Here is a 12,481-nt window from a genome sequence, read left to right as displayed (position 1 = left end):
CCAACCAGTGGCCGTTCACCTTCGACGTGCAAGCCTCGCAGAAGCCGACGGTGGTCAAGACGGTGTCGCTGGGCGCGCGTCCGACCGCGGTGAAGACCACGGTCTCCGAGCGCTACGCGACGCGGGCCTGGGTCGCGACGCAGGACGGCACGCTGCACATCTACAGCCTGAATGGCTTCGCGCCGGGTGACGGCTACAACATGACGGCCAATCCGCCGGCGAGCAACATCGCCGAAGTGGGCACCGTGACGGGCATCGGCCGCAACCCGACGTCGCTTGCGACCTCCAAGGGTGAACCGACCAATACCAGCCTCGATGCGGGCAGCCAGCAGGTCATCGTGGCCTCCCGTGGCGACAACAAGATCAACTGGGTGCGCTTCGCCTCGAACGGCAACAGCGGCAGCATCGTGCGCACGATCCAGCACAGCGAGATGAAGGACCTGATCGCGGTGGAGGATTCGGACAACTTCTCCAACGAGAACTACGTGCTGAGCGCGCTCGACTACACGGGCAAGGCGGTGCGCAACTACCGCTACGGCCAGGTGACCTTCGCTGACGGCGGACTCTGCCCGTGGCCGACCGGCTGCGCGATCAACGCGATCAACGGTGCCGCGGCCGAATACGGCGGTGCGATGGCGCTGCCCGGCAAGCCCTTCCAGATGAATTCGTCGAACGTGCCCTGACACGCGCTTCGCGACAGGCACTGTGGAACGAAACGGCCCGCTTCGAGCGGGCCGTTTTTCTATCTGTTCAGCTCGGCCAGCCGTTCGGGCGTGCCGACATCGGCCCAGCGCCCGGTGTAGAGCTCCGCACCGACGAGGCCGGATCCCATTGCAGCACGCAGCAGCGGCGCCAAAGCCGCCTTGATGCCTAGCGGATTCCCGGTTTCGATGTCGCAGAGCGGGGGTGCGAAAAACGCGGCACGGTACAGCGCGATCGTCGAGAAGGTGTACTTCCGCGAAGCCTCGCCCAGCGCGCGACCGTCGTCGGCGATGCCGAAGTCACCCTTCGGGTTGTGCGCCGGGTTCGGCACCAGCCACAGATGGGCGAGATGCCCGCTCGCCACGAACCGTTCCACCGCCTCGCGCGTGAAGCGGAAATCCGGCGCGAACACATCACCCGCGGCGACCCAGAAGACGTCACCCAGCATCGGCAGCGCGCGAACGATGCCGCCGGCGGTTTCGAGCGCCCCGCCGAAATCCATGCCCTCGTGCGAATAGGCGATGGTGCATCCGCCGAACCGATCGCCCAAGCGCGCCGGGATCTGCTCGCCGAGCCACGCGGTGTTGACCACAAGCTCCGTGAACCCGCCGGCGGCCAGCGCCTCGATGGGCCATTGCATCAGGGGCTTGCCCGCGACTTCGAGCAGTGGCTTGGGCAAGGCGTCCGTCAGCGGCCTCATGCGCTCGCCGCGCCCGGCGGCGAGGATCATCGCTTTCACGTTCGTCATGCGGCTTCGGCCTTGATCGAGCCGCGCTGCAAGGCTTGCCGCTCGGCGTGATGGGGCTCGAAGAGCGCCTCCAGCGAATCCATCACCGCCCTCGCCTTCGCCGAATGGTCGCCGCCAAAATTGCACACGTAGACATCGAGCGTCACGCCGCGTTGCTCGGGCCAGGTGTGAACGCACAGATGCGATTCGGCGAGCAACACCGTGGCCGTGACGCCCCCTGGCCCTTGCGATGTGGCCGGGAAGGCGTGAAAGAGCTCGCCGACCACCTGGAGGCCGGCCGATTCCGCCGCATCGACGCAGGCCGCGCCAAGCGCCTGCGCGTCGAGCAGCCAGTGCGCCGCGCAACGGCAATCGTGCAGATCGGCGGTGAGGTGCAATCCATGCATGGCCGGCACTCTAGCAGCCCATCGGCGGGCCGCCGGGAGGGGGCGCGACCTCGCCCGCTAAAATGCCGGGTTCCCCCTAACTTGCTCCCAGGAAGCCACAGATGGCCAACCAAGCCTTGATGGCCAACGCGATCCGCGCGTTGGCAATGGATGCCGTACAACTCGCAAACTCGGGGCATCCGGGCGCACCCATGGGAATGGCCGACATGGCCGTCGCGCTGTGGGGCGAACATCTCAAGCACAACCCGGCCAATCCGCACTGGTTCGATCGCGATCGTTTCGTGCTGTCGAACGGCCATGCCTCGATGCTCATCTACGCGGTGCTGCATCTCACGGGCTACGACCTTCCGATCGAAGAGCTGAAGCACTTCCGCCAACTGCACAGCAAGACTGCCGGTCACCCGGAAACCGGCATCACCCCCGGCGTCGAGACCACCACCGGCCCGCTGGGCCAGGGCATCACCAACGCGGTCGGCTTCGCCCTCGCCGAGAAGCTGCTGGCTTCGGAATTCAACCGCAAGGGCCACGACATCGTCGACCATCACACCTACGCCTTCCTCGGCGACGGCTGCCTGATGGAAGGCATCAGCCACGAAGCCGCGGCGCTGGCCGGCGCATGGAAGCTCGGCAAGCTGATCGCGCTGTACGACGACAACGGCATTTCCATCGACGGCCCGGTCAAGCCCTGGTTCATCGACAACACCGAGGAGCGCTTCAAGGCCTACGGCTGGCACGTGATCGGCCCGATCGACGGCCATGACACCAAGGACGTGTCGAAGGCCATCGAGAAGGCCAAGAAGCACGACGACAGGCCGACCCTCATCATCTGCAAGACGCAGATCGGCAAGGGCAGCCCGAACCGCGCCAACACCGCCAAGGCCCACGGCGAGCCGCTCGGCGCCGACGAGATCGGCCTGACCCGCAGCGCGCTGCAGTGGACGCATGCGCCCTTCGAACTGCCCGAGGCGGTCTACCAGGAGTGGGATGCCAAGGCCGCCGGCGTGAAGGCCGAGGCCGCCTGGAACGAGAAGTTCGCAGCCTACGCACAGGCGTACCCCGATCTCGCGAACGAGTTCACCCGCCGCATGAAGGGCGAGCTGCCGAAGAACTTCCACCAGACAGCCCTGGACACGATCGTCGCTGCGCACACCAAGGCCGAGACGGTCGCGTCGCGCAAGGCGTCGCAGCTCGCGCTCGAAGCCTTCACCGCCGCATTGCCCGAACTCCTCGGCGGCAGCGCCGACCTGACCGGCTCGAACCTCACCAACACCAAGAGCACGCCGAGCCTGCGTTTCGACGACAAGGGTGCGGTGGTGCGCAGCGAAGGCAACGAGCAGTTCCCCGACGGCCTGCCGGGTCGCCACATCAACTACGGCGTGCGCGAGTTCGGCATGGCGGCCATCATGAACGGCGTGGCGCTGCATGGCGGCTACATCCCGTACGGCGGCACCTTCCTGACCTTCAGCGACTACAGCCGCAATGCGATCCGCATGGCGGCGCTGATGAAGCAGCGCGTGATCCACGTCTTCACGCACGACTCCATCGGCCTCGGCGAAGACGGCCCGACGCACCAGTCGATCGAGCACGCCGCGTCGCTGCGCCTGATCCCGAACCTCGATGTCTGGCGCCCCGGCGACACGGCCGAGACCGCCGTGGCCTGGGCCGTCGCGCTGCAGAACGCCAGCCGCCCGACCGCGCTGCTGCTGTCGCGCCAGAACCTGCCCTACTCGCCCAAGAGCGACCTGAGCGACATCAGCAAGGGCGCCTACGTGCTGGCCGAGCCGCTCCAGGGCAAGAAGGCCAAGGCCGTGATCATCGCGACCGGCTCCGAAGTGCAACTGGCGCTCAAGGCCCAGGAACTGCTGGCCGCGAAGAAGATCCCGGTGCGCGTGGTCTCCATGCCTTCGACCACCACCTTCGACCGCCAGAGCATCGACTACAAGAAGAGCGTCCTGCCCCAGGGAACGCCGCGCATCGCCGTGGAAATGGGCGCCACGGACGGCTGGTGGAAGTACGGTGTCGCCGCCGTCGTCGGCATCGACACCTATGGTGAATCGGCACCCGCGGGCGTGCTGTTCAAGCATTTCGGGTTCACGGCAGAAAACGTCGCTGCCACGGTCGAAGCGGCGCTCAAGCGCTGATCTCGATCGCCTCTTTCGGTTTTCAATCATCCAGGAGCAAATGACATGGCTATCAAACTCGGTATCAACGGCTTCGGTCGCATCGGTCGCAACGTGCTTCGCGCCGCGGTGCAGAACTTCAAGAACGACATCGAGATCGTCGCGATCAACGACCTGCTCGAACCCGAGTACCTGGCCTACATGCTCCAGTACGACTCGGTGCACGGCCGCTTCCAGGGCGAGATCAATGTCGAAGGCAACACGCTGATCGTCAACGGCAAGAAGATCCGCCTGACGCAGGAGCGCGACCCCGCGCAACTGAAGTGGAACGAAGTCGGCGCGGACATCGTGCTCGAATCCACCGGCCTCTTCCTCACCAAGGAAACCGCGCAGAAGCACATCGACGCCGGCGCCAAGAAGGTGCTGCTGTCGGCCCCGAGCAAGGACGACACCCCCATGTTCGTCTACGGCGTGAACGACAAGAAGTACGCGGGCGAAGCGATCATCAGCAACGCCAGCTGCACGACGAACTGCCTGGCGCCGCTCGCCAAGGTGCTCAACGACAAGTGGGGCATCAAGCGCGGCCTGATGACCACCGTGCACGCCGCCACCGCGACGCAGAAGACCGTCGACGGCCCGAGCAACAAGGACTGGCGCGGCGGCCGCGGCATCCTCGAGAACATCATCCCGTCGAGCACCGGCGCCGCCAAGGCCGTGGGCGTGGTGATCCCCGAGCTGAACAAGAAGCTCACGGGCATGAGCTTCCGCGTGCCGACCTCCGACGTGTCGGTGGTCGACCTCACGGTGGAACTCGAGAACGCCGCCACCTACAAGGAAATCTGCGCCGAGATGAAGGCGCAGAGCGAAGGCGCGCTCAAGGGCGTGCTGGGCTACACCGAGGACAAGGTCGTCGCCACCGACTTCCGCGGCGACCCGCGCACCTCGATCTTCGACGCCGAAGCCGGCATTGCGCTCGACGGCACCTTCGTCAAGCTCGTGAGCTGGTACGACAACGAGTGGGGCTACTCGAACAAGTGCCTCGAGATGGTCCGAGTCATTTCGAAGTAACGGACCACCCCTAGCCTCGCCCACTTCGTGTGGCTCTGCACCCCCTCAAGGGGGCGCACCCGGCGGCCCGGCGGAGCCGGTTCCGCGGGAGCCTGCGAACGAAAAAGCGCGCCCGAGGGCGCGCTTTTTTGCTTTGGGGCTGTGGATCAGGCGGGTTCCAGGACGTGGATCACGCGGCTCTCGGTCCATTCCTTGGTCTTGGCGCCGTAGGCGGCCATGTGCGGGGCGGCGGCGTGGGCCTGCAGCGCGGCGAGCGTTGCCCATTTCTCGACCACCACGAAGGTGTCCGGTCCGAAGGTGCCCTTTGAAGCGGGCATTCCGGCCGCGTCCACGGTGGCGGTGTATTCGATGCAGCCTTCCTCGGCCAGCACGGCCGGCCGGTTGGCGCGGTAGGCCTCGAGGATCTTGTCGCGTTGGCCGGGCTTGGCGGTGATGACGGCGACGACGTGAATCATGGGCGGTTGCTCCTTGGGTTCTCAGGGATGGAACCGCCGAATGTACGGGCAGCCGGCCGCCCGCGCCTGTCGCCTCGGAGGCGCGCCGCGATCAGGCCGGGTCCTGCATCACCACGACCATCCAGGACACGCCGAAGCGGTCCGCCAGCATGCCGAACGCCGGCGAGAAGAAGGTCTTCCCCAGTGGCATCTGCACCTGGCCGCCGTTGCCCAGCCCGTCGAAGAGGCGCCTGGCTTCCGCCTCGTCCTTTGCGACCAGCGAGAGGGAAATGCCCTGGAACACCGGCTTGCCGTCCACGGTCATCCCGTCGGACGCCATCACGGTCGATTCGCCGACCGTGAAGGCCGAGTGCATGATCTTTTGCCCGTCGACCGGGGCGCATCCGGGCGGCGGCGGTTCCGGGCTCTCGCTGAAACGCATCAGCATCGTGACCTGCGCGCCGAGCGTCTTCTTGTAGAACTCGAGCGCTTCTTCGCAGCGGCCGTTGAACATCAGATAGGGCTGGACCTGCATGGAGAACTCCTTTTCGATGGGATGGAGAAGATCGAATGGGGAAACCGTTGCGTTTGTGTACAACGTCCACAAGACCATAGCAAAGATAATGGACGCTGTCCACATGAAAGACCGCATGACCATCCGGGCCACCTCCGCACCGCCTGCGCGCAGCACCTACCGCCATGGCGATCTCCGGCGCGCACTGCTCCAGGCGGGCGTCGAGCTGGCACGCGATGGCGGCCCCGAGGCCGTGGTGCTGCGCGAGGCGACGCGGCGCGCGGGTGTGGTTCCCAATGCGGCCTATCGGCACTTCGAAAACCGGCAGGCGCTCCTGCAGGCGGTCAGGGCGGCCGCGCTGGCCGCAGTCGCGCGCGCGATGGAGACCGAGCTCGCCACGCTGAGCCCGACGCGCGATCAGGTTGCCTTCGCGCGCGCGAGCGTACGCGCAGTGGGCACCGGCTACTTGCGCTTCGCGCAGTTGGAAACCGGCCTCTTCCGCACCGCCTTCGCGACGCAGGTGGACGTCGGGGCGCAACCCGATCAGGCCAAGAGCGGCGACAGCGGGCTCAATCCCTTCCAGCTCCTCGGTGCCGCGCTCGATCGCCTCGTCGAAGCCGGCGCCATGCCGGCCTCGCGTCGTCCGGGCGCTGAATACCTGGCGTGGTCTGCGGTCCACGGCCTGGCGATGCTCGTCATCGACGGTCCCTTGCGCGGGTTGCCGCGTGCGCAGGTCGATGCACTCGGGCAGCGCCTGCTGGACATGGTCGAGAAAGGCCTCTAGGGCGAACGAGCCCTAGACGCCTCGCGCCTGCGTGAGCAGCTCCAGCGCATCGTCGCGCCACCATCCGAGCGCCGCGAAGTAGCCCTCCCAGACGCAGCCGTTGCAACCCCGTCCGCAGCAAGTGGTGGGTTCCGGCGGCGGCGCGCGGAAGCCGGCGATGCCCTCGTTGCGAAGGCGATCGCCGAGCCGCTGCGTCAGTTCGCGGGCAGAGGCGGCATCGATGAGTTCAGGCAGGACCACGCGTCGATGCTAGCCCAGGGCTGCGGGCTCACCCCCCTGCGCAACGCCGCGCAACAGTGCTTCAATCGGACCACCGGCCATCCAGGCCCGGACCACGGAGACACGCATGCAAAGTCGCAGCCCCCTGTACTTGCTCGAGCGCTCGGACGTCGGGGTGGTCCAGCTCGACCGCGACTTGCGCGTCGTCGCGATGAACAGCTTCGCTCGCCGGGTACTGCCAGTCGAAGACAAGGAACCGTTCGAGAAGATGGTGCTGTCGTTCCACCCCGAGCGCTCGCAGCCGAAGGTCAAGTTCCTGCTCGACCAGGCCGAATGCCCGGTGAGCAATCCGCCGCCGATGACGATGATCATCAACATCCCCGAAAGGGTGCTGCTCATCAAGGTCGCGAAGCTGTCGGACCTTCGCGGCGACACCGCGAGCTACACACTGATCTTCTATGACATCACCGAGCTCGTGGCCGGCGAGGAGCCGGCGGTGCAGAAGCCGCAGGCCAAGCGGCAGCTGCAGAAGATCCCGACCGTGTCGCAGAACCGCATCGTGCTGGTCGACATCGAGGCGGTGACTTACATACGCGCGGAGGGCCACTACACCTGGGTCAGCACCGCGCAGGGGTCGAGCTTCTGCAACCTCAACATCAGCGATCTGGCCGAGCGGCTCGACGGCGTGTCGTTCCTGCGCATTCATCGCAGCTACCTCGCCAACCTCGACTACGCGGAGCAGATCCTGCGTGACGACGGCAAGGTCAGCCTCAAGCTGCGCGGGGAAGCGACCCCGCTGCCGGTCGCGCGCACCAGCGTCCCGCGGCTGCTGGAGCAGCTCGGTATCGCGGAGATCGAGGCCTTGCGCGGCTGATCCGGCGCGAGCCGGGCGCGCCCGCTCCGCATCGCGGCCCGACGCATTTCATGCAGCGGAGGCGCATTTCGTGCACGCACCGCCGACCTTCGTGCGGCAAATCGCTGTCTTTCGCGCGCTGGAACTAACTTATCCGCCGACCCGCAAACCCGGGCCCGGCACGCGCTGCGCGTCAGAACAACAGGAGACAGGCACGATGATTCCCTCCGGATTCGACTATCACGCGCCCCGCTCGGTGGGCGATGCCATCCAGCTCCTGGGCACGCTCGGCGGCGACGCCAAGCTGCTGGCCGGCGGTCACAGCCTGCTGCCGATGATGAAGCTGCGCTTCGCGCAGCCGACGCACCTCATCGACCTGAACCGCATCGACGCGCTTCGTGGCATCCGCGAGGACGGCGGGGCGGTCGTGATCGGCGCGATGACCGTCGAGAACGAACTCATCCGTTCGCCTCTGTTGTGGCAGAAAGTCCCGCTGCTGCCCGAAGCGGCGCAGCAAATCGCCGACCCGCAGGTGCGCAACCGCGGCACCATCGGCGGCGACATCGCCCACGGCGATCCGGCCAACGACCATCCGGCGCTCTCGATCGCGCTCGATGCGGTTTTCGTGCTCGAAGGCCCCAAGGGCCGGCGCGAAGTGAAGGCCGAAGCCTTCTTCCAGGGCACGTACATGACCGACATGGCGGAGGACGAAATCCTGGTCGAGATCCGCGTGGCTGCCTTCGCGCCGAAGACTGGCTATGCGTACCAGAAGCTCAAGCGCAAGACCGGCGACTGGGCCACGGCCGCCGCCGCCGTGGTGTTGCGCATGGACGGCGCCAATGTCAGCCACGCACGCATCGCGCTCACCAATCTCGCACCGACGGCGCTGCGTGCCGCGGACGCCGAAGCCGCGCTGATCGGCAAGCCGCTCGATGCCGCATCCATGGCCGACGCCGCCGCGAAGGCGATGGCGATCTGCGACCCGGTCGATGACCTGCGCGGCGACCGCGACTACAAGATCGCGATGGCCGGCCAGATGGTCCGCCGCGCAATCGCGAAGGCCGCCGCACGCTGCCAATAGACGAACCGGAACGACGGAGACCCAACTCATGACCAAGCAACTCGTTCACATGAACGTCAACGGCAGGCGCGTCGAGAAGGCGGTCGAGCCGCGCATGCTGCTGGTGCACTTCCTGCGCGAGGAATGCCAGCTCACCGGCGCGCACATCGGTTGCGAGACGTCGCATTGCGGCGCCTGCACCGTCGACCTCGACGGCCAGTCGGTCAAGAGCTGCACGCACCTCGCGGTGCAGTGCGAAGGCTCCGACGTGCTCACCGTCGAAGGGCTTGCGCAGGGGGCGGTGCTGCATGCGGTGCAGGAGGGCTTCTACACGCAGCACGGCCTGCAATGCGGCTTCTGCACGCCGGGGATGCTGATGCGGGCCTACCGCTTCCTGCAGGAGAACCCGAACCCGACGGAAGAGGAAGTCCGCGCCGGCATGAGCGGCAACCTCTGTCGGTGCACCGGCTACCAGAACATCGTCAAAGCCGTGCTGCACGCGGCCGCGAAGCTCCAGCAAACCGAAAAGGTGGCCGCATGAACGCCCCGATCGACCCCGCACTGCTCGAACGCAGTGCTGCGCTGCAAGGCCTCGGCGACAGCCGGCTGCGCAAGGAAGACGCCCGCTTCATCCAGGGCAAGGGCAACTACGTCGACGACATCAAGATGCCCGGCATGCTGCACATGGACATCGTGCGTTCACCGCTCGCGCATGCCCGCGTGAAGAAGATCGACAAGACCGAGGCGCTGAAAGTGCCGGGCGTGATCGCGGTGCTGACCGCGGACGACCTCAAGCCGCTCAAGCTGCACTGGATGCCGACGCTTGCCGGCGATGTGCAGGCGGTGCTCGCCGACGAGAAGGTGCACTTCCAGATGCAGGAAGTCGCAGTCGTCATCGCGGAGGATCGCTACGCGGCCGCCGACGGCGTCGAAGCGGTGCAGGTCGAGTACGAGGAACTGCCTGTGGTGATCGATCCCTTCGCCGCGCTTGAACCGGGCGCGCCGGTGCTCCGCGAAGACCTGGCGGGCAAGACCGAAGGCGCGCACGGAAAGCGCGACCATCACAACCACATCTTCACCTGGGAGGCCGGCGACAAGGCCGCGGCCGACGCTGCCTTCGCCAGTGCACCGGTGACCGTGGCCGAGCGCATCTTCTATCCGCGCGTGCACCCCTGTCCGCTCGAAACCTGCGGCTGCGTCGCGAGCTTCGACCCGGTCCGCGGCGAGCTCACCACCTACATGACCTCGCAGGCGCCGCACGTGGTGCGCACGGTGGTGTCGCTGCTGTCGGGGCTGCCCGAATCGAAGATCCGCATCGTTTCGCCCGACATCGGCGGCGGCTTCGGCAACAAGGTGGGCGTGTATCCGGGCTATGTGTGCGCGATCGTCGCGAGCATCGTGCTCGGCAAGCCGGTGAAGTGGATCGAGGACCGCATCGAGAACATCTCCAGCACCGCCTTCGCGCGGGACTACCACATGGACGGCGAGCTCGCCGCCACGCAGGACGGCAGGATCCTCGGCCTGCGCGTGAACGTGATAGCGGACCACGGCGCCTTCGATGCCTGCGCCGACCCGACCAAGTACCCGGCGGGCCTCTTCCACATCTGCTCGGGTTCCTACGACATCGCGGCGGCGTGGTGCAGCGTGAAGGGCGTCTACACGAACAAGGCACCGGGCGGCGTGGCCTACCGCTGCTCCTTCCGCGTGACCGAGGCGGTGTACCTCATCGAACGCATGGTGGACATCCTGGCGCAGAAGCTGGGCATGGACAAGGCCGAGATCCGCGCGAAGAACTTCATCCGAAAGGAGCAGTTCCCGTACGCCTCGCCCTTCGGCTTCGAGTACGACTCGGGCGACTACCACACCGCCCTGCAGAAGGTGCTCGACGCCTGCGACTACAAGGCCCTGCGCGCCGAGCAGGCCGCCAAGCGCGCCGACTCCGACTGCCCCACGCTGATGGGCATCGGCCTGGTCTCGTTCACCGAAGTCGTCGGCGCCGGGCCGAGCAAGATGTGCGACATCCTCGGCGTCGGCATGTTCGACAGCTGCGAGATCCGCGTGCACCCCACCGGCAGCGCCATCGCGCGCATGGGCACCATCACGCAGGGCCAGGGGCACCAGACCACCTACGCGCAGATCATCGCGACCGAACTCGGGCTGCCCTCCGAGGTCATCCAGGTCGAGGAAGGCGACACCTCCACCGCGCCCTACGGCCTCGGCACCTATGGCTCGCGTTCCACGCCCGTGGCCGGCGCGGCCATCGCACTGGCGGCGAGGAAGATCCACGCCAAGGCGCGCAAGATCGCCGCGCACCTGCTCGAAGTCGGCGAGGCCGATCTCGACTGGGAGATCGACCGCTTCAAGGTCAAGGGCGACGACGCGAAGTTCAAGACCATGAAGGACATCTGCTGGGCCGCCTACCACCAGGCGCCACCCGGGCTGGAACCCGGCCTGGAAGCGGTGCACTACTACGACCCGCCCAACTTCACCTTCCCCTTCGGCATCTACCTGTGTGTGGTCGACATCGACCGCGGCACCGGCGAGACCAAGGTGCGCCGCTTCTATGCGCTCGACGACTGCGGCACGCGCATCAATCCGATGATCATCGAAGGGCAGATCCACGGTGGGCTGACCGAAGGCTTCGCGGTCGCGATGGGCCAGCAGATGCCGTTCGACGCGCAGGGGAACCTGCTCGGCAACACGCTGATGGACTACTTCCTGCCCACCGCGGTCGAAACGCCCAAGTGGGAGACGGACCACACCGTGACGCCGTCGCCGCATCATCCGCTCGGCGCGAAAGGCGTGGCCGAATCGCCGCATGTCGGCTCGATCCCGACCTTCACTTCGGCGGTGGTCGATGCCTTTGCGCATCTCGGCGTCAAGCACATGGTCATGCCGCACAGCGCTTATCGCGTCTGGCAGCAATTGAAAAAGAGCGGCGTCGCTCTCTGAGAAGGACACGATGGAAGTCAAGCTCGACAAACGCTATCCGCTCGATGTGGACGCAGCTCGCGCGTGGCAGGTGCTGCGCGACGTCAAGACCGTGGCCGGCCTGATGCCCGGCGCGGCAATCACCGAACAGGTCGACGACACGCACTACAAGGGCAACGTGAAGGTCAAGGTCGGCCCTGCCAACGCGGCCTTCGCGGGCGACATCGAAGTGCTCGAACTCGATGACGCGGCGAAGAAGCTGCGCATGCTCGGCAAGGGTGCCGACCGCAGCGGCTCGTCCGCATCGATGGAACTGGGCGCGACCATCGAGCCCGGCGAAACGCCGGCCACGTCGGTGCTGGCCGGGCAGGCGGTCGTCACAGTCAGCGGCAAGTTCGCGCAGTTCGGCAGCCGTCTGCTGGTGCCGGTCTCCGACATGCTGCTCGTGCAGTTCGTCGACAACTTCCGTGTTGTCGCGGCGGGGCTGCCGGGGCCTGCCAGCGACGATGCCGCGCCTGCGGGTGCACCCGAGCCCGCCGCCTCCGCCGCCTCCGCCGCATCTGTCGCGCCACCCAGGCAGCGCGAGCTCAACGCACTCGCGATGCTGTGGGCCCTCGTCAAAGGCTGGTTCGCGGGGCGCGGCGGCAAGCGAACCTGATCCC

The 12,481-nt window shown here is 66.8% G+C and carries 13 protein-coding genes and 1 pseudogene; 9 read left to right on the top strand and 5 right to left on the bottom strand.

The window, feature by feature from the left end; translation table 11 throughout:
- Positions 1-683: pseudogene (locus BLW05_RS36005) on the top strand (hypothetical protein); the annotation flags it as partial.
- A 59-nt stretch (positions 684-742) separates the two neighbouring features.
- Here the strand turns inward: BLW05_RS36005 and BLW05_RS21140 are convergent.
- Positions 743-1,432 carry a nucleotidyltransferase family protein gene (locus tag BLW05_RS21140; RefSeq protein ID WP_093165537.1) on the bottom strand — a complete coding sequence of 230 codons (690 nt, stop codon included), beginning with the start codon at positions 1,430-1,432 and terminating at the stop codon, positions 743-745.
- Between the two features lie 14 nt (positions 1,433-1,446).
- Positions 1,447-1,836, bottom strand: a complete 390-nt coding sequence (gene speD / locus BLW05_RS21135) for an adenosylmethionine decarboxylase (RefSeq protein ID WP_093165529.1) — start codon at positions 1,834-1,836, stop codon at positions 1,447-1,449.
- A 101-nt stretch (positions 1,837-1,937) separates the two neighbouring features.
- On the opposite strand from speD, the gene tkt reads away from it, so the two are divergent.
- On the top strand, positions 1,938-3,977 hold the full coding sequence (tkt, locus tag BLW05_RS21130; RefSeq protein WP_093165528.1) for a transketolase: 2,040 nt from the start codon (positions 1,938-1,940) through the stop codon (positions 3,975-3,977).
- 45 nt (positions 3,978-4,022) lie between these two features.
- A complete protein-coding gene (gene gap, locus BLW05_RS21125; RefSeq protein ID WP_093165527.1) occupies positions 4,023-5,024 on the top strand; it encodes a type I glyceraldehyde-3-phosphate dehydrogenase in 1,002 nt (333 codons plus the stop codon).
- A gap of 146 nt (positions 5,025-5,170) precedes the next feature.
- On the opposite strand, the gene BLW05_RS21120 is transcribed toward gap, so the two are convergent.
- The gene (locus BLW05_RS21120; RefSeq protein ID WP_093165526.1) at positions 5,171-5,479 is read right to left on the bottom strand and encodes a putative quinol monooxygenase; all 309 of its coding nucleotides are present in this window, start codon (positions 5,477-5,479) and stop codon (positions 5,171-5,173) included.
- A gap of 91 nt (positions 5,480-5,570) precedes the next feature.
- A complete protein-coding gene (locus BLW05_RS21115) occupies positions 5,571-5,993 on the bottom strand; it encodes a VOC family protein (protein ID WP_093165525.1) in 423 nt (140 codons plus the stop codon).
- 115 nt (positions 5,994-6,108) lie between these two features.
- Here BLW05_RS21115 and BLW05_RS21110 point away from each other — a divergent pair, with 115 nt between their 5' ends.
- Complete coding sequence (locus BLW05_RS21110) at positions 6,109-6,756, top strand: TetR/AcrR family transcriptional regulator (protein WP_093165524.1); 648 nt, start codon at positions 6,109-6,111, stop codon at positions 6,754-6,756.
- 12 nt (positions 6,757-6,768) lie between these two features.
- Here BLW05_RS21110 and BLW05_RS21105 read toward each other — a convergent pair whose 3' ends face one another.
- On the bottom strand, positions 6,769-6,996 hold the full coding sequence (locus BLW05_RS21105) for an oxidoreductase-like domain-containing protein (RefSeq protein ID WP_093165523.1): 228 nt from the start codon (positions 6,994-6,996) through the stop codon (positions 6,769-6,771).
- A 106-nt stretch (positions 6,997-7,102) separates the two neighbouring features.
- Here BLW05_RS21105 and BLW05_RS21100 point away from each other — a divergent pair, with 106 nt between their 5' ends.
- The 5 genes from BLW05_RS21100 to BLW05_RS21080 all read left to right on the top strand — a co-directional run bounded on the left by BLW05_RS21100 (position 7,103) and on the right by BLW05_RS21080 (position 12,477).
- Positions 7,103-7,849 carry a LytTR family transcriptional regulator DNA-binding domain-containing protein gene (locus BLW05_RS21100; RefSeq protein WP_093165522.1) on the top strand — a complete coding sequence of 249 codons (747 nt, stop codon included), beginning with the start codon at positions 7,103-7,105 and terminating at the stop codon, positions 7,847-7,849.
- Positions 7,850-8,045: 196 nt separating this feature from the next.
- On the top strand, positions 8,046-8,909 hold the full coding sequence (locus BLW05_RS21095) for an FAD binding domain-containing protein (RefSeq protein ID WP_093165521.1): 864 nt from the start codon (positions 8,046-8,048) through the stop codon (positions 8,907-8,909).
- A gap of 28 nt (positions 8,910-8,937) precedes the next feature.
- The gene (locus tag BLW05_RS21090; RefSeq protein WP_093165520.1) at positions 8,938-9,429 is read left to right on the top strand and encodes a (2Fe-2S)-binding protein; all 492 of its coding nucleotides are present in this window, start codon (positions 8,938-8,940) and stop codon (positions 9,427-9,429) included.
- Entirely contained in the window at positions 9,426-11,840 is a 2,415-nt protein-coding gene (locus tag BLW05_RS21085; RefSeq protein WP_093165519.1) for an aerobic carbon-monoxide dehydrogenase large subunit, read from the top strand. The genes BLW05_RS21090 and BLW05_RS21085 overlap by 4 nt, the downstream gene beginning before the upstream one ends.
- Positions 11,841-11,850: 10 nt before the next feature.
- Positions 11,851-12,477 (top strand): SRPBCC family protein, encoded by a 627-nt coding sequence (locus tag BLW05_RS21080; RefSeq protein ID WP_093165518.1) that lies wholly within the window; start codon positions 11,851-11,853, stop codon positions 12,475-12,477.
- Positions 12,478-12,481: the final 4 nt, after the last annotated feature.

The organism is Variovorax sp. YR216 (genome assembly GCF_900107745.1).
Lineage (GTDB): Bacteria > Pseudomonadota > Gammaproteobacteria > Burkholderiales > Burkholderiaceae_C > Variovorax.
This window is presented reverse-complemented; position numbering and strand designations above follow the sequence as displayed.